Origin of the sequence: Streptomyces sp. 7N604 (genome assembly GCF_052245475.1) — a bacterium.
GTDB lineage: Bacteria > Actinomycetota > Actinomycetes > Streptomycetales > Streptomycetaceae > Streptomyces.
Genome location: NZ_JBQQBX010000008.1, coordinates 79,891 through 102,113, shown reverse-complemented (window position 1 = coordinate 102,113; position 22,223 = coordinate 79,891). Strand labels below are relative to the sequence as shown.

The following is a 22,223-nucleotide window of genomic DNA, read 5'->3' as shown; positions in this document are numbered from 1 at the left end:
TGGACGAAGCACGCCAGGGCGGTGCGCCGGTCCTGGCGCCCGGTCCGGGGAGCGGCCAGCTCACCGCGTACGACCAGTGGCCAGCCGGGGTCGGAGACCAGCCGCCGGTGGCCGGCGCCGCCACTGCCGCCGAGACGCGCCGTGGTGTCGGGCGTCGTCGTGGCGCACGGCGCCGCCCGCCGGGTCTGCGGGCGGGGCTGCGGCCGGGCGGAGGTCCGCCCGGGCTCCGCGGCGGGCGGCGGAGCGCTGCCCTGCCGCGGCCTCGGGATCCGCGACCACGCGGCTGCGGTTCCCGCGACGGCGGCACCGGAAGTGAGCAGGAAATGACGGCGGTTGTCGGCGGACACGGTCCCGGCCATGGGGTCCTCCGGCGCCGTTGCCGGTGTCACCGGCAACGGCGCTGATGCGCTGGTGCCCAAGCGGCCCGAGATCATTGGCTGGTGTGCCGACAGCCAGAAGCCCCTCCGTCCGCTCGGACGGAAGGGCTTCGTGGCTTCGCGGGACGGCGGCAACGCCTACCGCGCCGGCTCCGGGTAGAACTCGCGCGGTTTGCCGGTTTTGTCCTTGAGTCGCCCGAGCATGCTCGACGGATACTCGATCACCCAGTAGCTCGCCACCGCCGCGGGCACCGCCACCGCCAGCACGATCGCCGTGGCCAGCGGATAACCCGCCTGCCCTGTCGGCAGCAGCCCGGACTTGTAGAGCTGGAGCATGATCGGCTCGTGCCAGATGAAGAGGCTGTAGCTGATCAGCCCGATGTAGGTGAGCCAGCGGGCCCGCAGCGCGCGGTGCCACTGCCCCTGCTTGCGTACGTGGATCGTGCTGAACAGCAGCAGCACCCACAGCAGACTGGCCAGCGGGTGGAAGAAGGTGAACAGGGCGTTCTCCGGGGCCGACAGCAGCGACAGCAGGTACAGGCTCACCAGTACGGCCGCCCGCAGCGCCCACGCCGACCCCGTACGCATCCGTCCCCGCTCGCCGAGCCCGACCATCAGCACGGCCAGCCCCATGCCCGCCGCGAACCCGCCGAAGCGGGCCTGCGGGCCGAAGTACACGGGCCAGCTGGTGTGCGGCACCCCGAACGCGTAGTGCGCGAGCGCGATCCAGACGAGCGGCCCCACGAACAGCAGCAGGCAACCCGCGGCGCACACGGCCACCCGCGTGCTCCGCTGCCGCAGCGGTCGGCAGGCACGCACCGCCAGCGGTCCGAGCGCGACGAGCGCCAGGTAGAACATCATCTCCAGCGACAGAGACCAGGTGGGGCCGATGGTGAAGAAGATCTGCTCCCGGTCGAAGACATGGGTGAAGGTGAGATGCTCGACCAGGTCCAGCCAGTTGCCCGGCAGGGTCGGGTTGCGGGTCGCCCAGACGACCAGGACCGCGAGGAAGTACAGCGGTACGATCCGGATCGCCCGGCGGAACAGGAACACCCGGGCGGGCCGTATCGGACCTCCGTCGATCGCCGCGCGCGCATACGTCAGGGTCAGCAGATACGCGGACATCACGAAGAAGAGGTCGATGACCTCGAGGGAGATTGCCGCTCCCACGAACGGGTTGTCCACCGGCGGGTGGGAGCCCCCCGCGTCGTACCGGAAGTACTGCTGCCAGACGTGGAAGATGACCGTGCTCAGCGCGGCGAGACCCCGGTAACCCTCGATCTCACGGGCGCGGCTGCTCGCGGGTGCGCCCTCCGGCGGACGCGGCGAGGGCCCGGCGGCGGACCCGGGCTCCGCAGTACGGGCGGTCGGAGCGCTCACGGCTTGGCCACCGCCTTCTTCGCGGCGGCGGCCCGCGGCGTGACCCGCCACTGCCGGTCTCCCAACGCCTCCTTGAGGAACGCCAGCCGCGCGAGCATGTTCTTGAAGTGGGAGTAGAAGAACGTCGACACCAGCACGTACCGCCAGAACCACCCGCGGCGCCTGCGCAGTTCGGGTACGGCGAGACGCCAGGCGAACGCCGCCTGCACCAGCCCGGCCGACACCGTGAACAGGGTGGCCAGCAGGCAGACCGGCACCGCCCAGTCGAGCTTGGTCAGGCCGCCCGACCGCCAGGCCGAGTACAGCAGGATGGGCAGGATCTGCAGCGTCAGCCAGGGCTGCACCTCGCGCCAGCCGAGCAGCACGAAGAGCCCGAGCTTCTGGCGGGCCGTGAAGACCGGGGAGCGCAGGCTTCGCCACAGGTACTTGAGCGAGACCTGGAGCCAGCCCTGCGCCCACCGCGACCTCTGGTTCCACAGCGACTTCAGCGTCGTGGGCGCCAGCTCGTGGGAGATGAGGGTGCGGTCGACGGCGAACCGTGCGCCCTCGTTCAGGGCGCGCATCGTGGAGTCGATGTCCTCGGTCAGCATCGAGCCGTGCATCCGGGTCCGGGCGAGCAGGTCGGTGCGCCAGAAGCCGTTGGAGCCGCCGAAGACGCCGAATCCGTACAGCCGGGTACGGCCGGGGTGGCTCACCGCGTAGATCGTCTCGAACTCCACCCCCACCAGCCTCGAGACCCAGGTGCTGTCGCCGTTGCGGATCACGCAGTGGCCCTGGACGACGTCGTAGCCGTTCGACAGCCAGTGCCAGGCGTGCTGGAAGGCGCCCGGAGCCGGGTGGTGGTCGGCGTCGAAGATGCCGACCATCTCGCCGCGCACGCGGGTGACCGCGGCGTTGATGTTCTGGGCCTTGGAGGTGCTGCCCTGCACCGGGAGGAGTACGAGACGCGGGTCGCGGCGGGCGATCTCGCGGAGCGTGTCCTCGACGGGCAGCGGGTGCGGCGTGTTGTACGCGAGCACGATCTCCAGGTCGTTCGGGTAGTCCAGGCGCAGGAACGATTCGACGGTGTCGACGATGGTCGCCGCCTCGTTCGGCAGATACGCGGCGATGACCGCGCTCGCGGGTGGATACGGCTGCGCGGGCCGGTCCGGCCGGGGCACCGAATCGAGCGAGAACAGGCACTCCACCACGATGAGCGCCGCGGACGCCAGGAGGCCGCCCACCACCACCCAGTACATGGCCGAGCCGAGGTCCCAGCCCAGCTCGTACATCTGCTGGTACAGCAGGAAGGGCACGCCCACGCCTAACAGGACCACGACAACCGGGGACAGCGCGGACAGCAGGCCGCGGACGGCGGCTCCGAGGGAGGCGAGGGAACCGAGGAAAGGGCGCCGGTGCCGCTGTGGTGAACGCATCCACGGGGCGTACTTGACCGGACGCAGATCGCGGTGACGGGTCGCTTCGGCCGCCGCGTCCCGGGCCTTCTCGACGGCCTGCGTGTGGTCGCCGCAGTCGGCCAGCGGAGTCCATCCGATCGCCGGGGTCAGCCGGACGTTCTCGTCGGCGACGATGAACCGGGTGCCCGCGACCGTGTTCGCGAACTTCTCGAGGCTGCGGCGCGCCGCCTCCTCGTCCACGCCGGGCATCAGCATGAGCAGGCGGCCGTGGTCGTCCCACCCGAGCCGGTCACAGACACTGCCGAGCTTCTCCGCCACTCCGGCCAGCCGCTCGGCGACCTCCCGGCGTACGCGCGGGCCGAGCCGGGATTCCAGGGCGCTCATCTCGGCCACGGCGACCGTCGCCACGACGCCGCCGCGGCGTGCGGGCTCGGGACGCTGCAGTTCCCGGTCGAGTTCGTCGAGGAAGTGCGGCTCGGAGTAGAGGCCGGTACGGGGGTCGAGGAGCAGGTTCTCGACGGGGACGGGGACGCGGCGCAGCTTGGCCTCTATACGGGCGGACAGCTCGACCGGGTCGGAGGCCTCGGGTATGCAGTCGTCGGCACCGTGGCGCAGCATGTCCGCGACATCGGCGGAGGCGGGGTTGGCCGCGACCATGAGCAGCGGCAGCGCGCGGCCGGCGGGGATGGCGCGGACTTCGCGGATCACGTCGAGCCGGTCGGGTCGGCCGGGTGCGCCGGGAGTGCCGGGGGTGCCGGGGGTGCCGTGGGTGCCGTGTCTGCTGGAACTGTCCGGTCCGTGGGGCCCGCTGGATCCGTCAGGGCCGACGGCCCTGCCGGATCCGTCCGGGCCGCCGTCCAGGGCGACGATCGCGTCCAGAGGGGCCTGCTGGACCTCCAGGTTCACCCGGCCGGGCTCGGCATGGCTGACCTCGTGCCCGGTCGACACCAGGGTCTGCATCAGCCGCTCGAGCCTCGGCCCCGGCGGACCGACCGCCAGCACCCGCCCGCGGGTGGGGGCGGGGGCGGGGGCGGGAGCGGCGGGCTCGGATCTGGATGAGTCGGGTCGCGGGCCGGGAGCAGCTACGGATGTATTCGGCGAACCTGGCTGGTGCGAAGTGAGCACCTGAGGATTTCCTTCCTTACAGGAGGGCTTAGGCGGGGGCATGCGACAACCGGTCTGGCCACGAAGAGCGTTGGAGGCTGGACCGGGTTGCGCCGAGCGTCGAAGGGCCTGCGGACTGCGGTCGGTTCAGGACAGCTGTGCTGCCCCTGCGCGGGAGCGAGGCCGGACCGACTGGTGCCGCGGCTTTCGGCGGCTTGGTGCCGGGTCCGCAGGCTGCGCTTGCACTGGTCGGCACGGCGCACGGCCGCCCGCGCGGCGGGCTGCACGGCCGGTCCGGGCGGGACGCTCTATGGGCCGGTTCTTCGGCTGGGTGCGCAGCGCGCGCGGCGTACGGAGAATCCGCGGCAGGGGGACGCGCAGGAAAGCGGCGCTGGGGGAGAGGGGCGACCGTATCGCGGCCGCCCTTCCGATGCGTGTCGTGAAACCATCGGAACGACCGGGGCCGGGCGAACGGCTGAATCCATCCGGCGGTCCGTGGTGTCCGTGGCGCGCCGATGACGCTCCATCAACTTCCCGGCCGGACGGGCGAGTTTACGACGAGAGCGCTGTACGGCCCCCGTGCCCGATAAGGAGATCAATCGGGAGCCGGGTCGACCGCTGGCCGAGGCCGGGGCGCACGGGGCCACCCCGTCCGTGAACCGCCCGAACTCGTCGGTGCACGCGCCGGCGAGGCCCCGAAGCGCGAGAGCGCGCTTCAGTGGATTCTGCATCTATGGGGTCCCATCCTGGTCGGATCGTGGGGGAGGACCGAAATGTCACGACAGCATCTGACCACGCACCTTGACCGTGTGCGTCAGCCTCATCAGCCTCAACGATCACTATGACATCACACCTACATGGGCGTAACGCGATGATTAAGCCCCAAACACGGACTCGACCCAAGGGGACGGACCGTGGCCGATGTGGGCCCTGGCCTCGGCGTCGTCGGAGAAAAGCGAGGAGCTCGAGGCAGGGGTGCAGGTGGTGGCTCCCGGCGTCGTCTGCGCCGCCCCGCTCGGAGGATCCCCCGGCGGACGAGGAGCCGGTCTACGACGAAGGAGACGGTTCCGGTGCTGGCGAGGGTGTGCCGGGTGGGGAACCTGGGCCGGTGAGCGAAATAGCGATCTCGTCTTGATGGGCCGGCGACCTCCATTGCCGGTCCGGGCCGGTCCGTGGAGGCCGTCGTCGGTCGGCGGCCTCCCTCGGAGGCGCGGTTGCTCGGGAACGGCCCATCGAGCGCCGGGAGGTCCTCCTAGGATGGTCGGATGGCAGACCCCGAGACGACCGGTCCCGCGGTGAGCGACGCGAGCGACACGAGCAACGCGAGCGACGCAAGCGGCGTGAGTGACATGAGCGCCACGAGTGACGTCAATGGCGCGAGCCCCGCTCTGCAGGTGCTGCATCGCGTCTTCGGGTACGACGCCTTCCGCGGCGAGCAGCAAGAAATCATCGAGCACGTCGCCGCCGGAGGCGACGCGCTCGTGCTCATGCCGACCGGCGGCGGGAAGTCGCTCTGCTACCAGATCCCCGCGCTCGTACGAAAAGGCGTCGGGGTCGTCGTCTCGCCGCTCATCGCGCTCATGCAGGACCAGGTCGATGCGCTGCGGGCCCTCGGGGTGCGGGCCGGGTTTCTCAACTCCACGCAGGATCCCGACGAGCGGCGGCTCGTCGAGGCCGAATTCCTCGCGGGCGAGCTGGACTTGCTCTACCTGGCGCCGGAGCGGCTGCGCGTCGAGTCGACCGCACGCCTGCTGGACCGCGGTACGGTCTCGCTCTTCGCCATCGACGAGGCCCACTGCGTGGCGCAGTGGGGCCACGACTTCCGGCCCGACTATCTCGCCCTGTCCGAGCTGCATGAGCGCTGGCCCGACATCCCCCGCATCGCGCTGACCGCGACCGCCACGCCCGCCACCCACGCCGAGATCGCGTCCCGGCTCAAGCTGCAGGACGCCCGCCACTTCGTGGCGAGCTTCGACCGGCCCAACATCCAGTACCGGATCGCGCCGAAGGCGGAGCCGAAGAAGCAACTGCTGCGGCTGTTGCGCGACGAGCACCCCGGGGACGCGGGCATCGTCTACTGCCTGTCGCGGGCCTCCGTCGAGAAGACCGCCGAGTTCCTCGTACGGAACGGGATCGAGGCGTTGCCGTACCACGCCGGTCTCGACGCCCGTACCCGCGCCGCGCACCAGGCGCGCTTCCTGCGCGAGGACGGCGTGGTCATCGTCGCCACCATCGCCTTCGGCATGGGCATCGACAAGCCGGACGTACGGTTCGTCGCCCACCTCGACCTGCCCAAGTCCGTCGAGGGCTACTACCAGGAGACGGGGCGCGCGGGCCGCGACGGGCTGCCCTCCACCGCCTGGCTGGCGTACGGCCTCCAGGACGTCGTCCAGCAGCGGAAGATGATCGCCGACTCCGAGGGCGACGAGGCCCACCGCCGCCGCCTCGCCACCCACCTCGACGCCATGCTGGCTCTCTGCGAGACGGTCGAGTGCCGCCGCGTGCAGCTGCTGGCCTACTTCGGGCAGAAGAGCACCGCGTGCGGCAACTGCGATACGTGCCTGGTGCCGCCCGAGTCGTGGGACGGCACGGTCGCCGCCCAGAAGCTGCTCTCGACCGTGGTCCGGCTCAAGCGCGAGCGCGGCCAGAAGTTCGGGGCGGGCCAGATCATCGACATCCTGCTCGGGAAGAAGACGGCGAAGGTCATTCAGTTCGACCACGACGCGCTGAGCGTCTTCGGCATCGGTACGGAGCTGCGCGAGGCCGAGTGGCGGGGCGCGGTGCGGCAGTTGCTGGCCCAGGGGCTCCTCACCGTCGAGGGCGAGTACGGCACGCTCGTGCTGACGGACGAGAGCGCCGACGTGCTGCGCGGCGAGCGCAAGGTCCTGCTGCGGCGCGAGCCCGAGCGGGCCGCGGCGCGAGCCGCGAAGCCCTCGAAGACCGACGCGTCCCGGCGCAGCGCACCCGTGGAACTGCCCGAGGAGGCCGTACCGGTCTTCGAGGAGCTCCGTGCCTGGCGCGCGGCCACGGCGAAGGAACAGGGCGTGCCCGCGTACGTGATCTTCCACGACGCGACGCTGCGGGAGATCGCCACGACCTCACCGTCGACGCTGGCGGAACTCGGAACGGTGGGCGGCGTCGGCGAGAACAAGCTGGCGAAGTACGGCCAGCAGATCCTGGATCTGCTGGCCGCCTAGCGGTTCCGGCGGTTTCGGTCGGTCGGCCATGCGTCCGGCCGGGACGTCGGCGGACCCGAACCCGTACGCCTCAGCGGACCCGTACGCCTCACCGGACCCGTAGCGTCACCGAATCCGTACGCCTCACCGCCGCCAGGGGAGGTCCGCGCCGCGCTCCGGCTGGAGGCCTTCCGCGATGATTCCGCAGATCTCGCCGAGCTGCCGGACCTGCTGCGGGGTGAGGCGGTCGAAGATCGCGCCGCGTACGGCGGCGACATGGCCGGGCGCGGAGTTCTCCAGGACCGCGTAGCCCTCGCCCGTCAGGACCGCCAGCTGGCCGCGCCGGTCGGACGGGCAGTCCTCACGGCGCACCCAGCCGTTCTTCTCCAGGCGCGCGACGGCGTGGGAGAGCCTGGAGCGGGTGATCTTGGCGTTCTGGGCGAGCTCGGTCATCCGCATACGGCGCTCGGGCGCGCGCTCGAGCGTGACCAGCAGGCCGTAGTAGACATGGGGCATGGCCGCATCGCGCTGCAGCTGGCGGTCGAGGTGGTCCTCCAGGAGTGCGGTGGCGTGCAGATACGCCTGCCAGGTGCGCTGTTCCTCGTCGGTGAGCCAGCGCGGCTCGTCGTCGGGTGCCGTCGTCATGTCTCCCACTGTACGGATAGTTCTTGAAACCTAAACAAAAACTTGCTAGCGTCTGCATCGACCATATTTCTTGAATTTTCAAGTTTGTGAAGAACCGAGGGGATGCTCATGTCCGCTCACCCCACCCCCGCCCCCGGCGGGCGTATGCCTGCCCTCTATCTCAGCCACGGCGCCCCGCCGCTCGCCGACGATGCCGTCTGGCCCGGCCAGCTCGCGGCCTGGTCCACCGAACTGCCCCGCCCCGCCGCCGTCTTGGTGGTCTCCGCGCACTGGGAAGAGGCGCCGCTCGCGCTCGGCGCGACCGCAACCGTGCCCCTCGTCTACGACTTCTGGGGCTTCCCCGAGCGCTACTACCGCGTGCGGTACGCGGCCCCGGGCGCCCCGCACCTCGCCGAACGGGTGCGCAAGCTGCTGCGCTCCGCCGGCACCCCGGTCCAGGACGTCCCGGACCGCGGCCTCGACCACGGTGCGTACGTCCCGCTCGTCGAGATGTTTCCGGCAGCCGACATCCCCGTACTCCAGGTGTCGATGCCGACCCTCGAGCCACGGAAGCTGCTCGAGATCGGCCGCAGGCTGGCGCCGCTCCGCGACGAGGGCGTGCTCATCGTCGGCAGTGGCTTCTTCACCCACAACCTGAGCGCGCTGCGGCACGCGGGCGGCGGTACGCCGAGCTGGTCGGCGGAGTTCGACGACTGGGGGCGGGAGGCGCTCGAGGGCCGGGACGTTGACGCGCTGCTCGACTTCGAGCACAAGTCCCCGGCCGGACACCTCGCCCACCCGCGCACCGAGCACTTCGCCCCGCTCTTCGTCACGCTGGGCGCCGCCGATGCCGCGGGCGACCTCGACCGCGGGCGGAGTGTGATCGACGGCTTCTGGATGGGGCTGGCGAAACGATCGGTGCAATTCGCGTGACCGCCTGGTTCGGGTAGCGGGGCCGCTCACGGGGGAGACGGCTTGGGCGCGGCGCAGGTTCTATGGGCACAGGTTCTATGCGGTACCGGTCCGATGCGGCACCGGTTCGATGAGGTCGCGGGCGCGCGGGGCCGCCGATAGCCGCGTGGCCCGCGCTGCTACGCGTCCCCGGCCCGCGCCCCGATCGGCTTCTCGTACCACGCCACATCCCAGTAGCGGCCGAACTTCCGGCCCACCTCCCGGTACGTCCCGACGAGCTCGAAGCCGAAGCGGACGTGCAGCCGGCCCGATGCCTCGTTGGGCAGGGCCACGCCCGCGTACGCCCGGTGCAGGTCCTCGCCCTCCAGCGCCTCGAACAGCGCCTTGTAGAGCAGCGTGCCGATGCCGCGCCCGCCGGCGTCGGGCGCGCAGTAGACACTCGTCTCGACCGAGGTCTCGTAGGCGGGTTTCGGCCGGAACGGGCTGCTTGTCGCGTAGCCGAGAATCCGGCCATTTGCCCGCTCCTGTGCAACCAGAAGGCGGTGCGGGCCGTCTTCGGGGTGGGAGAGCAGCCACGGGCGGCGCTCCTCGGCTGTGAAGGGCCGGGTGTCGAAGGTGATGGCCGTCTCGCGGACGTAGTGGTTGTAGAGGTCCGTCAGGGCCTCGAGGTCGTCCTCCGCGCCTGGCCTGACCTGCACTTCCGATGATGCCGACACTATGTCGCCTCCGTGTGGCGAGACAGGGTACTGCATGATCACAAAAATTGTCGTACGGCTTGGGAATTGTGTCCGGATTCCAGTCGTTGTTCCCATCGGAGCGGGCACCCGAGGCAGGGTGAACGTCCCCCACTGACCCGCGACCGACTCATCGCAAGGGAGCACGCATGGCAACCCGCGCCGTGGCCCGTCGTCAGTCCGACAGCACCACCGCCGAGACCGACCGGGCAAACAGCGCTCGCGCCTTTGGCGGAGAGATCGCCGACCGCGACCTGGTCGGCATGTACCTCGACGAGATAGCGCGTACCCCCCTGCTCGACGCCGCCAAGGAAGTCGAACTTTCCCAGGCCATCGAGGCGGGAGTCTACGCTCAGCAGATTCTCGGCGGCGAGGTCGACGAGGCCCGTGCGGCAGGCGCGACCCGCGAGGAGCTGGTGACGCTGGCGCGCGAGGGCGAGCGAGCGAAGGACGTCTTCATCCGCTCCAACCTCCGTCTTGTCGTCGCTGTGGCCCGTCGTTATCCGCGCAGCGGGCTGCCGCTGCTCGACCTGATCCAGGAGGGCAACGCGGGCCTGGTGCGCGCGGTCGAGAAGTTCGACTACACCAAGGGCTTCAAGTTCTCGACGTACGCGACGTGGTGGATCCGGCAGGCGATCACCCGGTCCATCGCCGACCAGTCCCGTACGATCCGGCTGCCCGTCCACCTGGTGGAGGAGCTGGGCCGGATCCGGCGGGTGCAGCGCGAGTTCAACCGCGAGAACGGCCGGGAGCCGGAGCACGCGGAGATCGCGAAGGAGCTGGGCTCCACGACCGAGCGCGTCGGCGACGTGCTGGACTGGGCGCGCGACCCGGTGAGCCTCAACATGTCGGTGGACGACGAGGGCGAGACCCAGTTCGGCGACCTGCTGGAGGACACCTCCGCGGCCACGCCTGAGCAGTCGGTGCTGGTGATGCTGCGCCGCGAGGGCCTCGACCAGCTGATCGGCAGGCTCGACGACCGGACCGCGTCGATCATCAAGATGCGGTACGGCATCGACGACGGCCGGGAGCGCACGCTGACCGAGGTCGGCAAGCAGCACGGCCTGACGCGCGAGCGGATCCGCCAGATCGAGAAGCACGCGCTGCTCGAGCTGAAGAAGCTCGCCCGTGACACGGGTTTTGATGAGGCGGCGTAATGCCCGCGAGGGCATTGCGCCCTCCTCCTGAGCAGAGCCCCCGGCGCCGGGGCTCCTTTCTGTCCGGTGCCGGTTCCGGTGCCGGTGGCAAGCGCCGTTGGCAGGTGCCGGTTCGGTGGCAGGTTCCGGGGCCGGTCCCGCTCCGTTCCCGGTCGCGTTCCGGTTCCCCGTGCCGGTTGCGTGCCCGGCTCTGCCCGATTCCTTGCCCGGATCTGTTTACTTTGCTCGATCTGCGCCGTAGCGTGGGGGCGGAATCACAGGTTCGGGCATGGAACGGATGTAAACCCACATGTACGCAGCGGAGCGCCAGCAGGAGATCCTCCGCCTCGCACGCGAGAGCGGCCGGGTCGACGTGCTGTCGCTCTCCGAGGAGTTCCAGGTCACGGCCGAGACCGTACGGCGCGACCTGAAGGCCCTCGACCGGGCCGGGCTGCTCCGCCGCGTCCACGGCGGCGCCATCCCCGCAGGCCGTCTCGACTTCGAGCCCGACCTCGCCGAGCGCGACACCGTCGCCGCCGACGAGAAGGAGCGCATCGCGCGCGCCGCGCTCGCCGAGCTACCCGCCGACGGCAGCGTGATCGTCGACGCGGGCACCACGGCCGCCCGGCTCGTCGCGGCCTTCCCGCTCGAATCCGCCCTGACCGTGGTCACCCACGCGCTGCCCGTCGCCGCCCGCCTCGCCGACCACCCGGGCATCTCCCTCCATCTCGTCGGCGGTCGCGTGAGGCACCGCACCCGCGCCGCCGTCGACGCATGGGCGCTGCGCGCGTACGGCGAGATCAAGGCGGACGTCGCCTTCATCGCCACCAACGGCTTCTCGGTCGACGGCGGCCTCACCACACCCGACCTCGCCGAGGCCGCGGTCAAGCGGGCGGCCATCGCGGCCGCCCGCCGGGTCGTCCTGCTCGCCGACTCGTCGAAGTTCGGCAAGGAGCACTTCGCCCGCTTCGGCGATCTCTCCGACGCCGACCTGCTCGTCACCGACACCGGGCTCGGCCCCGAGGACGCCCGCGCCATCGAGCGCCAGGGCACGGAAGTAGTGCGCGCATGATCCTCACCGTCACCCCGAACCCGAGCCTCGACCGGACGTACGAGCTGCCCGCGCTCGAACGGGGCGCGGTGCTGCGCGCGACGGCCGACCGGGTCGACCCGGGCGGCAAGGGCGTCAACGTCTCGCGAGCGGTCGCCGCCGCCGGACACCGTACGGTCGCGGTCGTACCGCTCGGCGGGCCCGAGGGCGCGCTGCTCGCCCGGCTGCTCGGCGAGCACGGCATCGAGGCCGCCGGGGTGCCGGTCGCCGGCTCGACCCGGGTCAACGTCACACTCGTCGAGCCCGGCGGCACGTTGACCAAGGTCAACGCGGCCGGGCCCGAACTGTCGGCGGATGAGGCCGAGGCGCTGCTGGATGCCGTACGGGACTGGTCCGCGGCCGCCGACTGGATCGCCTGCTGCGGCAGCCTGCCGCGCGGCCTTCCGCCCGAGTGGTACGCGGAGCTGGTGGCCCGCGCGCACCGGGCGGGCACCCGGATCGCGCTTGACACGTCGGGGCCCGCGCTGATGGCCGCGCTGCGCGAGCGGCCGGATGTCGTGAAGCCGAACGCGGAGGAGCTGGCCGAGGCGGTCGGGCGGCCGATCGCCACCGTCGGTGACGCGGTCAAGGCGGCGGAGGAGCTGCGCGACCGCGGCGCCCAGGCGGTGCTCGCGAGCCTCGGGGCGGCCGGGCAGCTGCTGGTCGACGGCCTGGGCACGTGCTTCGGCACTGCGCGGGTGGCCGCGGTCCGCAGCAATGTCGGGGCGGGGGACGCGTCCCTCGCGGGTTTCCTGGCGGCGGGTGGCGTCGGCGAGGCCGCGCTGGCCTCGGCCGTGGCCCACGGCTCGGCTGCGGTCCAACTGCCGGGAAGCGCCATGCCGACCCCCGCCGACCTCGCCCCGTCATCGGTCACCACGACCTCGGACATCCCCCTGGATCGCGTACTCGAGGAGCCGACGCCATGACTGCCGTCCCGTTCGCCCCGACGGGTGTGTCTCATCCCACGCTTGCTGTCCCCACGTTTGCGGCCCCCGCACTCCCCGTCCCCGCATTCCCCCCCGACCCCACTCTCCCCTTCCCCTCCGCCCCCTCGGGTGGCGTCGCGAGCAAGGAGCCACGCGATGAGTGAGCTGATCACCGCGGATCTCGTCGACCTCGACCTGTCCGCCGAGACGAAGGAAGCGGCCGCGCGGTCGCTCGCCGAGCGCATGGTCCGTGCGGGCCGCGTCACCGACCTCGACGGCTTTCTCGCGGACGTGGCCGCCCGCGAAGCCCAGATGCCCACTGGCCTCGACGGAGGCATCGGCATTCCGCACTGCCGCAGTGCGCACGTCGCGGAGCCGACCCTCGCCTTCGGCCGCAGCGGCCGGGGCATCGACTTCGGGGCGCCGGACGGCCCGGCGGACCTGATCTTCCTGATAGCCGCCCCCGCCGGTGCCGACGACGACCACCTGACGATTCTGTCGAGCCTCGCCCGTCGGCTGATGGACGGGGGGTTCACGGGTGCCCTGCGGGCGGAGGGCGATGCGGCGCAGGCCGCTGCCCTGGTCCGCGGTGAGGACGTGCCTCCGGCGGAGGACGTGCCTCCGGCTGAGGATGTTCCTCCGGCTGAGGAGGCGGCTTCGGCTGAGGAAGCTGCTTCGGCTGAGGATGCGGCCGCCTCCGATGCGGACGAAGCCCCCACCCCGCCGCCGTTCAAGATCGTCGCTGTGACGTCCTGTCCCACCGGGATCGCGCACACCTATATGGCCGCCGAGTCCCTGCAGAAGGCCGCCGAGTCCGAGGACGTTGAACTCGCCGTCGAGACCCAGGGGTCGGCCGGGTTCAGCAGGCTGGACCCCGCCGTCATCGCCTCCGCCGACGCCGTGGTCCTCGCGCACGACGTGGAGGTACGGGACAAGGCCCGGTTCGCGGGCAAGCCGACCGTCGACGTCGGCGTCAAGGCAGCGATCAACCGGCCCGGCGAGCTCATCACCGAGGCCAGGGACAAGGCCGCGCGCGGCGAGGCCTCCGCACCTGTCGCGGCCGGTGCGCCGATGGACCGCGGCGGTGAGCCCGGCGACGGATACGCCACCCGGCTGCGCAAGTGGCTGATGACCGGCGTCAGTTACATGGTTCCGTTCGTCGCCGCGGGCGGTCTCCTCATCGCGCTCGCCTTCGCCATCGGCGGCTACGAGATCAACGAGGCGAAGTCCGTCGCCGACCACTTCGTCTGGACCGAGGTCGCGAGCTGGGCCGCTCTCCTCTTCCAGATCGGCGGAGTCGCCTTCGGGTTCCTCGTCCCGGTCCTCGCCGGCTACATCGCGTACGGCATGGCAGACCGACCGGGCCTCGTCCCCGGCTTCGTCGGCGGCGCCATCGCCCTCACCATCAACGCCGGTTTCCTCGGCGGCCTCATCGCCGGTCTGATCGCGGGCGCGGTGGTGATGGCGATCCAACGGGTGCGCGTCCCGGCGCCGTTGCGCGGCATCATGCCCGTCGTCGTCATCCCGCTCATCTCGTCGGCCGTCGTCGGCTTCCTGATGTTCCTGGTGGTCGGCAAGCCCGTCGCCTCCCTCCAGTCCGCCCTGACCGACTGGCTGGGTGGCCTCTCCGGCGCCAACGCGATCATCCTCGGGGCCGTCCTCGGCCTGATGATGTGCTTCGACCTCGGCGGCCCGCTCAACAAGGTCGCGTACACCTTCGCCGTCGGCGGCCTGGCCAACCCCAACGAGGGCAGCCTCAAGGTCATGGCCGCGGTGATGGCCGCGGGCATGGTCCCGCCGCTGGCGATGGCGCTGGCCACGACCGTCCGCGGCAGGCTGTTCACCAAGGCCGAGCGCGAGAACGGCAAGGCGGCCTGGGTGCTCGGCGCGTCCTTCATCACCGAGGGTGCCATCCCGTTCGCCGCGGCCGATCCGCTGCGCGTCATCCCCTCCGCGATGGCGGGCGGCGCGGTCACCGGCGCCCTGTCGATGGTCTTCGGCTGCACGCTTCGGGCCCCGCACGGCGGTGTCTTCGTCATCCCGCTGATCGGCCAGCCGCTGCTCTACCTGGTGGCGATCGCGGCCGGTACGGCGGTCACGACGGGCCTCGTCGTCCTCCTCAAGGGCGCCCGTGGGGCGGTATCCGGGGACACGGGGAGCCCGGCGGGGCCGGCGGAGGCGACGACCGGGGCGGACGCCGACCGCAAGGTCCCGGTCGCGGCCTGACCGGCCGAACGGGCCCGACGGGCCGAACCGGCCTGACCGGCCGAACGGGCCTGACCGGCCGAACCGGCCTGACCCGACCTCGCCTCGTCCAACCAGTCCCGAAAGTCGAATGCCAAGCGCTCAGTTGGCTATCAGTACGCCGAGGACCGCGAGCCAGCACAGCGCCACCAGACCCGGCAGGAGCGTCATGATCGCTCCGGTCGGCGAGACCTTCAGATAGCTGTTGCTGGGGTCCGCGGCGTGCCAGGTCACGATCCGCTGGCCGCCGTGCCAGGCCATGTGCTCCTCGAGCTCGGTCACCGCAGCCTTGCGCGCCAGCAGATACCGTCGGCCGAAGCGCAGCATCTGGGAGAAGGCGACCGACACCCCGAAGCCGATGATCGAAATGATCAGGGCCAGGCCCTTTCCCAGAGTGCCGCCCGCGCCCTCCTTGCCAAGCGAGAACGCCGTGGCGGCGGCGAGGCCCGCGGTGATGTAGAAGAAGTTGTTCAGCTTCTGCCAGTTGGTGTTGTCCTCATGCTTGTACAGGTCCACGGAGATCGCGTACTGGGCCTGCAGCATCGCCTCGCGCGGTTTGCGCCACACCCACACCACCCGCAGCCTGCCGTCCGGCGGCGTCAGCCGGGTCAGCTCCTGGAAGCCGAGCTTGTGGTGGAAGCGCGAGGACGCGTGGTTGGGCGGGTCGTCGACCACAGCAGCGATCACGGGGCTCTTCTGCCACCGTTCCAGCACGTGGTAGTAGAGCATCGAAGCGATCCCGCGGCGCGCCGCGTCCCGTGCCACGCAGATCTGCTTGATCACGAGGAAGCTGCCGAGCGTGGTCTTGATCCGGCGGTTCAGCCACTCGTCCGGCTCGACCTGGTCGGAGCTGTAGGCGAGCAGGAACGCGAGGACCTCTCCGCCCTTGACCGCCACGTAGAAGTGCTCGGCGGTCGCCAGCCGCGCACGGTAGTCGGCCTCGGTGTATGCGGAGACCAGAAAGCCGCCGTCCACCGTCGCCGCCCCGTCCGCCCCGCCAGCCCTGCGCGACCCGCTCAGGCTCCGCGACTCGGCGAGCCGGGCGATCTGCTCCAGATGCTCCTCGCGCGTCCGTACGACCTCGACCTGTTCACCCTGCGGCGCCTCGCCCATCCCGCTCCCCCATCCGCACCTTCGGCCGCCCTCGCCCACCCTCCGCTTGTTCAACTTACCCTGGCTGCAAGGGGATTGGAGACCAGCCGACCGGACTCCTCAGCCGCGCCCTACCCCATGTGCGGTGAGCATCGCCTCGCGCGGCCTGGGGCCGCCACCACCGCGATGTCCCGCTCGTGATCAGGGGCCGCGCGCAGTACGGCGACGACATCACGTTGTCACCCCTCACTCGCGCGCCCCGCATATCGGGCTCATCACCTCATAAGCCGTTACGGTGACGGTGTGTCCGAGCCCTCAGCCGCGCCCCCGGCAGCGGCGGCGCGGCCCGCCGCCGCCCTGCGGGCGACGACCGTGGCCACCGCCGTCTCCCTTCTGCTCGTGCTCGCCATCGTGTTCGGCAGCCGCTTCCTGCGGACCTTCGACGCCGCCCTGCTGCCGTACGCCGTCGCGACCGTCTTCCTCGCCTTCGGTGTCGCGTACCGCTGCGCGCTCCGGCTCTCGGCACCCGCCTCCCGCGCCCTCCTCCGCCAGCGCCGCCGGGCCCTGTTCTCCACCGCCGCGATCCGCGCGGCGCCAGCGGCCCTGTCCCGTACTCTCATCACCCACCTCGGCCTCCGGACGCCTCCCGGCGCCCGCTCGCGCGCCCGCTGGATCGCGCACCAACTGATCCTCTGGGGCTGCCTGCTGGCCGTACTGATCACCTTTCCGCTGACTTGGGGATGGGTCACCTTCACCGCAACCGGTGCGGCGGGCCCCGGCTACGAGCTGCGCATCTGGGGCTTCAAGGCGGCCGGCTTCGACTCGCTCTCCTTCCTCGGGTGGGCGGTGTTCCACGGCCTGGACCTGGCCGCCGTGCTGGTCATCGCGGGCGCCGGGTACTTCCTGTGGCGGCGCATGCGGGACCGCGGTTCGGCGACCGGCCAGCGCTTCGCGTACGACATGGTGCCGCTGCTCGGGCTGACCGTGATCGCGGTGACCGGGCTGCTGCTCGCCTTCTCGTCGCTCTTCCTGAACGGCGGCGGCTACGGGTTCCTGGCGGTCCTCCATATGGTCTCGGTGGTCTTTACTCTCATCTGCCTTCCGTTCGGGAAGTTCTTCCATGTCGTGCAGCGGCCCGCGGCGGCCGGCGTGCAGCTGCTGACTGACACGGCCCGGCGGACCGGGCAGGTCGTGGCCTGCCGCCGCTGCGAGGAGCCCATCGGCACGGCCCCCTTGGCCGCCGGTCTCCGAACCACCATGCGGGACCTGGACCTCCGCCTCGAAGAAGCCGCGGGGTACTGCCCGCGTTGCAAGCGGCTGCTGCGCGGCAGCGCGTACCTCACCGAGGTGAAGAAGGGCTTCACGTGACACCGCCCGGCACCGGCGAGACGCTCGTGCCCACCCACTGCTGCTTCTGTGGAGTGCAGTGCGGGATGTATCTGCGGGTGGACCGGCGCGGCAAGGTCTTCGGCATCGAGCCGCGCGACCACGACATCAACCGGAAACGGCTGTGCGCCAAGGGCATTGACGCCTATCAGCAGCTGAGCCACCCCGACCGGCTCACCACCCCACTGATCCGGAGCTCCCGGGAAGCCCCGTTCCGCCGGGCCACTTGGGAAGAGGCCCTGGACTTCACCGCCTCCGAAATGCGACGCATCCAGGGGGCCTACGGGCGTGACGCCTTCGGCGTCCTCGGCGGCGCGAGCCTGTATGCGGAAAGGGCCTATCTCCTCGGGAAGTTCGCCCGGGTCGCACTGAAGACCCGGCACCTGGACGGCAACGGCAGGCTCGGCACGGCCGGTGCCGCCGCGGCCAACAAGCTGGCCTTCGGCATCGACCGGGCCGCGAACCCCTTCTCCGACATCCTCCTCTCCGACTGTCTGCTCCTCGCGGGCTCGAATCTCGGCGAGTGCTTCCCCGTCCTCACGCAGTACGTGTGGGGCGCACGGGATCGCGGCGCGAGCCTGATCGTCGTCGACCCGCGCGAAACGGCCATCGCCCGTACCGCCGACCTTCATGTCGCCCTCCGTCCCGGAACCGACTCGGCCTTCTTCAACGCCCTGCTGCACGTCGTCGTACGCGACGGGCTCACCGACCGGGCCTTCCTCGCCGGGCACACCACAGGCTGGGACGAGGTGAGGCAGACCGTGGAGGCGTACCCGCCGGAGCGGGCGGCCGCGATCTGCGGTATCCCCGTCGCGCAGGTGGAACAGGCCGGCAGGATCTTCGGGCGGGCCCGCAACGCCATGGCTTGGCATGCGCGCGGCATCGAGCAGCACACCCAGGGCGTCGGGAACTGCCTGTCCGTCATCAACCTCTGCGTCGCCACCGGCAACATCGGCCGCCCCGGCGCCGGGTACGGCACCCTCGCCGGGCAGGGCAACGGCCAGGGCGGGCGGGAGCACGGCCAGAGCGCGGACACGCTGCCCGGCGGCCGGTCCATCACCGACCCGGAGCACCGCCGCGAGATGGCCCGCATCTGGGGCATCGAGGAGTCCCAACTGCCCGAAGCAGGCACCTCGATGACCGAAATGGTCCGGCAGATGAGCCGCGGAGAGATCCGCGGGCTTCTCGGTGTGTGCAACAACCCCTTCGTCTCCCTCCCCCATTACGCGGCCGTCAAGGACGGCTACGACGCCCTCGACTTCCACGTCCAGTGCGATGTCTTCCTCTCCGAGACCGCCGCGAACGCCCATGTGGTCCTGCCCGTCACCAGCTGGGCGGAGGACGAGGGCGTCATGGCCAACGCCGAGGCCCGGGTGGTCAAGCACAACAAGGCGCAGGAGCCGCCCCCCGGGGTGCGCACCGACACCTGGGTGCTGTGCCAGCTGGCGCTCCGGCTCGGCTCGGGCGACAAGTTCGCCTTCGCCGGATCCCGCGAGCTCTTCGACGAGCTGCGCGCCGCCTCGGCGGGCACGGCGGTCGACTGCTCGGGCATCACGTACGAACGGCTGGCGGAGACCGGCGGGATCGCCTGGCCCTGCCCCTCCACCGACCACCCCGGCACCCCGCGCCTCTTCGAGGACGGCCGCACCTACCACCCGGACGGCAGGTTCCATCTCCAACCCGTTGAGTGGCACGAGCCCGCCGACCCGTACGACGAGGCCTACCCGCTGTCGCTCACCACGGGCCGTACGGTCGCGCACTTCCTCTCGGGCAACCAGACCCGGCGGCTCGCCGGGCCGTCCGAACAGGCCCCGGCCCCCTGGGTGGAGGTGCACCCCTCGCACGGCTGGCGCACAGGGGATCCGGTACGGGTCCTCACCCGCCGCGGGGCGGCCGTACTGCCCGCCGTGGTCACGGAGGCCATCCGCCCCGACACCGTGTTCGTGCCGTACCACTGGCCGTTCCCGGCGGCGGCGAACGTCCTGACGGCCGACGCACTGGATCCGCGCTCCCAGGTCCCCGCGTACAAGGTGTGCGCGTGCCGGATCGAAGCCGCCGAAGCCCCCGACCACGTGCCTGCCCCGCCTGCCGTGCCCACCGCGCCCCGCGCCGCCCGGCCCGCCCAAGCGCCCGCCGCGCCCCGGGACCCCTCCACCGCCGAGGGGAGCTGAGCCACCGATGATGGGCAGGACGATCTTCATCGACCCCGGCCGCTGCACCGGCTGCCAGGCCTGCGTCTCCGCCTGCCGCCAGTGCGACTCGCACCGCGGTACGTCGCTCATCCATGTCGACCACCCCGACGAGGGTCACAGCGCCGCCTCCCTTCCCACTCTGTGTCTGCACTGCGAGGACCCGGTCGCGCCGTGCGCCCAGGTGTGCCCGGCCGACGCGATCCGCGTCACCCCGGACGGTGTCGTGCGGCAGGCCGACGCCACGCGCTGCATCGGCTGCTCGAACTGCGTGAACGCCTGCCCGTTCGGCGCCACCGAGATCGATCTCCGGACAAGGCTCGCCATGAAGTGCGACCTCTGCCACGACCGAACGACCCAGGACCTGGCCCCTCTGTGCGCCGCCGTCTGCCCGACGGGTGCGCTGTTCTACGGAACGCTCGAGGAGCTGCGGGCCGAGCGCCCCGGAGTCCAGGTCGCCGACTCCTTCGCCTTCGGCGACGCGGTGGTGAAGACCGGCGTGGCGACGGTCGTCCCCGCGGACAAGGTGCAGTGGCCCGTGCCCGGCGGGCTGCCGGTCGTCGAGGTGAACGGAGTGGACGTGGGATGAGCGTGACGGAGGAAGCGGACCGGCGGGCCGCCCCGCCCGCCGGGCCCGGCAGGACCGGCGCGGGCTCCCTGTCCACCCGCCGCGACTATCTGCGCATCGTGACCGTCGTCTCCGGCGGCCTCGCCCTCGGCGGAGCCGGCGTCGCCGGCGGCATGCTGCACCGCGAGGGCGACTCCGAAGGCTCTCCCGGGCCCAAGCGCATCGCCGCCCGGCTTGCGGTCGGCGAGGCCGTGGCCTTCCGGTATCCGGGCGCCGAGGACCGGGCCGTCGCGGTACGCCTCTCCGACGGCTCCCTCGTCGGCTACTCCGCGGTCTGCACCCACATGGCGTGCGCGGTGCTCTGGCGCGAGAACCGGGGCAGCGAGGGCGAGTTGTACTGCCCGTGTCACGAGGGAGTCTTCGACATCCGCACCGGCGAGGTCGCCGCCGGGCCGCCCCCGCGCGGACTGCCGAAGGTGGTGGTCGTCGAGCGCCTCGACGGCAGCGTCTGGGCGATCGGCACCGCCCGCTCCGGCGAGAGTCTCGAGGAAGGGTTGTGCCGCCAACTGCTCAAGGACTACCCGGAGACGGCCCGCGAGATCGGCTGCCCCGGTGCTCCGCCGGTGGGGAGCGAAGAGGCATGACGGACCCGCGGGTTCGGCACAGCGGCCCCGGTCCGGGCTCGGACGCCGAGCGGCAGTCCGGGCGCTCCTCCAAGCTGTCGGGACGGCTCGCCCTGGCCATGGCCGTGGTCGTCGGGCAGATGTGGGCACTGACCGTCGCCGTCGATGCGTGGATGGAGGGGAGCACGCGTACCGCCTGGTGGTGCGCGGGCTTCCTCGGGCTGTCGTTCGCGGTCGTCCTCGTGCTGTGGCTGCTGGATCCGGAGGACCGCTGACACGGCTGGCGGCGCCACCGCCGTACCCTGGACGAATGAGCACAGCCCCGACGCCCGAGCGGCCCGAGTCCGCCGACGGCCCCGCCGACCCGGCCGCCAGGCTGGACTTCGACGATCCCCTCGGCCGGCAGTCCACGGACGACACGGACCGAGGCTGGGGCGAGCGGCCCTCGGCCGGCGACAGCGCTGCCGACCTGGCCCGCTTCCTCGACGAAAAGCCGCCGCACCACATCTGACCCGGCCGCCACCCGGCCACGGCTTCCCGCGGCCGCACGCCTGCCGCCTGCCGCACGCCTGCCGCCTGCCGCACGACTGCCCGCGGTCGTACGGCTCCCGGCGGCCGTACCGCTTCCGGCAGCCGTACGCGTACGCCTACGGCTGCTGCTTCTGCGTCGGCAGGCGTCCAGGCGCCGTCCCGTTCCGCTGAGCCGCCAGCAGATCGCGGATCTCGGCCAGCAGCTCGATCTCGGTCGCCTCGGCAGAGGCGTCCTCTGCAGCGGCCTTGGCCGCCTGCCGTTCCTTGTAGCGGTTCATGGGCAGGATCATGAGGAAGTAGACGACGGCCGCCGTGATCAGGAACGTGATCGTGGCGCTGACGACCGAGCCCCAGAGGAAGTAGAGGCCTTCGGTGACCTCGCCCGCGTCGTTCTTCAGGCACCGGTCGCTGAGACACAGCGTGTAACGGTCGAGGTTCTTCGAACCGAAGGCGCCCACGACCGGGTTGATGACGCCCTTCGCCACGCTGTTCACGATGTTCGTGAACGCTGCGCCGATCACCACGGCGACCGCGAGGTCTATCACGTTCCCGCGCATCAGGAACTGCTTGAAGCCGTGCAGGACGCCCTTGCTCTCCTCGCTCACTCCGGAGCCTCTCTCTGCGCGCACGATGAATGGAACAGACGGCTCCGCAATGTACGGCAGGGTGGGAGAGGGCTGTCCAATCGCCTCCGCCGGGAGTGGCAGCCGCAGCGGCGAAGGCCGCTGCGGTGA

17 protein-coding genes and 2 pseudogenes are annotated in these 22,223 nt (G+C 71.4%); 13 read left to right on the top strand and 6 right to left on the bottom strand.

Features of this window, described 5'->3' with window-relative positions; genetic code table 11:
• Window positions 1–357 precede the first annotated feature (357 nt).
• Window positions 358–537, top strand: coding sequence for a hypothetical protein (locus ACTWP8_RS11080; RefSeq protein ID WP_443321955.1), 180 nt, complete (start codon window positions 358–360; stop codon window positions 535–537).
• On the opposite strand, the gene ACTWP8_RS11075 is transcribed toward ACTWP8_RS11080, so the two are convergent.
• Window positions 516–1,757, bottom strand: coding sequence for an acyltransferase family protein (locus ACTWP8_RS11075; RefSeq protein ID WP_443321954.1), 1,242 nt, complete (start codon window positions 1,755–1,757; stop codon window positions 516–518). The genes ACTWP8_RS11080 and ACTWP8_RS11075 overlap by 22 nt on opposite strands.
• On the bottom strand, window positions 1,754–4,114 hold the full coding sequence (locus ACTWP8_RS11070; protein WP_443321953.1) for a glycosyltransferase: 2,361 nt from the start codon (window positions 4,112–4,114) through the stop codon (window positions 1,754–1,756). The genes ACTWP8_RS11075 and ACTWP8_RS11070 overlap by 4 nt, the downstream gene beginning before the upstream one ends.
• A gap of 1,493 nt (window positions 4,115–5,607) precedes the next feature.
• Here ACTWP8_RS11070 and recQ point away from each other — a divergent pair.
• Complete coding sequence (gene recQ, locus ACTWP8_RS11065) at window positions 5,608–7,455, top strand: DNA helicase RecQ (protein ID WP_443322063.1); 1,848 nt, start codon at window positions 5,608–5,610, stop codon at window positions 7,453–7,455.
• A gap of 123 nt (window positions 7,456–7,578) precedes the next feature.
• Here the strand turns inward: recQ and ACTWP8_RS11060 are convergent, their stop codons facing one another.
• Window positions 7,579–8,079 carry a MarR family winged helix-turn-helix transcriptional regulator gene (locus ACTWP8_RS11060; RefSeq protein WP_443321952.1) on the bottom strand — a complete coding sequence of 167 codons (501 nt, stop codon included), beginning with the start codon at window positions 8,077–8,079 and terminating at the stop codon, window positions 7,579–7,581.
• A gap of 108 nt (window positions 8,080–8,187) precedes the next feature.
• Here ACTWP8_RS11060 and ACTWP8_RS11055 point away from each other — a divergent pair, with 108 nt between their 5' ends.
• Entirely contained in the window at window positions 8,188–8,991 is an 804-nt protein-coding gene (locus tag ACTWP8_RS11055; protein ID WP_443321951.1) for a dioxygenase family protein, read from the top strand.
• 158 nt (window positions 8,992–9,149) lie between these two features.
• On the opposite strand, the gene ACTWP8_RS11050 is transcribed toward ACTWP8_RS11055, so the two are convergent.
• Complete coding sequence (locus ACTWP8_RS11050) at window positions 9,150–9,722, bottom strand: GNAT family N-acetyltransferase (protein WP_443321950.1); 573 nt, start codon at window positions 9,720–9,722, stop codon at window positions 9,150–9,152.
• Between the two features lie 131 nt (window positions 9,723–9,853).
• Here ACTWP8_RS11050 and ACTWP8_RS11045 point away from each other — a divergent pair, with 131 nt between their 5' ends.
• The 4 genes from ACTWP8_RS11045 (at window position 9,854) to ACTWP8_RS11030 (ending at window position 15,082) form a co-directional block, all read left to right on the top strand.
• Window positions 9,854–10,861 (top strand): sigma-70 family RNA polymerase sigma factor, encoded by a 1,008-nt coding sequence (locus tag ACTWP8_RS11045; protein WP_443321949.1) that lies wholly within the window; start codon window positions 9,854–9,856, stop codon window positions 10,859–10,861.
• Window positions 10,862–11,150: 289 nt separating this feature from the next.
• A complete protein-coding gene (locus tag ACTWP8_RS11040) occupies window positions 11,151–11,912 on the top strand; it encodes a DeoR/GlpR family DNA-binding transcription regulator (RefSeq protein WP_443321948.1) in 762 nt (253 codons plus the stop codon).
• Window positions 11,909–12,856: a 1-phosphofructokinase gene (pfkB, locus tag ACTWP8_RS11035; RefSeq protein ID WP_443321947.1), complete on the top strand. Its 948-nt coding sequence runs from the start codon at window positions 11,909–11,911 to the stop codon at window positions 12,854–12,856. The genes ACTWP8_RS11040 and pfkB overlap by 4 nt, the downstream gene beginning before the upstream one ends.
• 156 nt (window positions 12,857–13,012) lie before the next feature.
• A complete protein-coding gene (locus tag ACTWP8_RS11030) occupies window positions 13,013–15,082 on the top strand; it encodes a PTS fructose transporter subunit IIABC (protein WP_443321946.1) in 2,070 nt (689 codons plus the stop codon).
• A 120-nt stretch (window positions 15,083–15,202) separates the two neighbouring features.
• On the opposite strand, the gene ACTWP8_RS11025 is transcribed toward ACTWP8_RS11030, so the two are convergent.
• Window positions 15,203–16,213 (bottom strand): GNAT family N-acetyltransferase, encoded by a 1,011-nt coding sequence (locus ACTWP8_RS11025; RefSeq protein ID WP_443321945.1) that lies wholly within the window; start codon window positions 16,211–16,213, stop codon window positions 15,203–15,205.
• A gap of 282 nt (window positions 16,214–16,495) precedes the next feature.
• Here ACTWP8_RS11025 and ACTWP8_RS11020 point away from each other — a divergent pair, with 282 nt between their 5' ends.
• The 6 genes and pseudogenes from ACTWP8_RS11020 to ACTWP8_RS10995 all read left to right on the top strand — a co-directional run bounded on the left by ACTWP8_RS11020 (window position 16,496) and on the right by ACTWP8_RS10995 (window position 21,469).
• A complete protein-coding gene (locus ACTWP8_RS11020; protein ID WP_443321944.1) occupies window positions 16,496–17,560 on the top strand; it encodes an MFS transporter in 1,065 nt (354 codons plus the stop codon).
• 14 nt (window positions 17,561–17,574) lie between these two features.
• Window positions 17,575–19,749, top strand: a pseudogene (locus ACTWP8_RS11015) (molybdopterin oxidoreductase family protein); the annotation flags it as partial.
• 7 nt (window positions 19,750–19,756) lie between these two features.
• Complete coding sequence (locus ACTWP8_RS11010; protein ID WP_443321943.1) at window positions 19,757–20,356, top strand: 4Fe-4S dicluster domain-containing protein; 600 nt, start codon at window positions 19,757–19,759, stop codon at window positions 20,354–20,356.
• Window positions 20,353–20,979 (top strand): Rieske (2Fe-2S) protein, encoded by a 627-nt coding sequence (locus ACTWP8_RS11005; RefSeq protein ID WP_443321942.1) that lies wholly within the window; start codon window positions 20,353–20,355, stop codon window positions 20,977–20,979. Before ACTWP8_RS11010 ends, ACTWP8_RS11005 begins: the two co-directional genes overlap by 4 nt.
• Window positions 20,973–21,233, top strand: a pseudogene (locus ACTWP8_RS11000) (hypothetical protein); the annotation flags it as partial. The gene ACTWP8_RS11005 and the pseudogene ACTWP8_RS11000, both read left to right, overlap by 7 nt.
• 35 nt (window positions 21,234–21,268) lie before the next feature.
• Window positions 21,269–21,469 carry a hypothetical protein gene (locus ACTWP8_RS10995; RefSeq protein ID WP_443314186.1) on the top strand — a complete coding sequence of 67 codons (201 nt, stop codon included), beginning with the start codon at window positions 21,269–21,271 and terminating at the stop codon, window positions 21,467–21,469.
• A gap of 136 nt (window positions 21,470–21,605) precedes the next feature.
• Here ACTWP8_RS10995 and mscL read toward each other — a convergent pair whose 3' ends face one another.
• Entirely contained in the window at window positions 21,606–22,046 is a 441-nt protein-coding gene (gene mscL, locus ACTWP8_RS10990) for a large conductance mechanosensitive channel protein MscL (RefSeq protein WP_443322062.1), read from the bottom strand.
• Window positions 22,047–22,223: the final 177 nt, after the last annotated feature.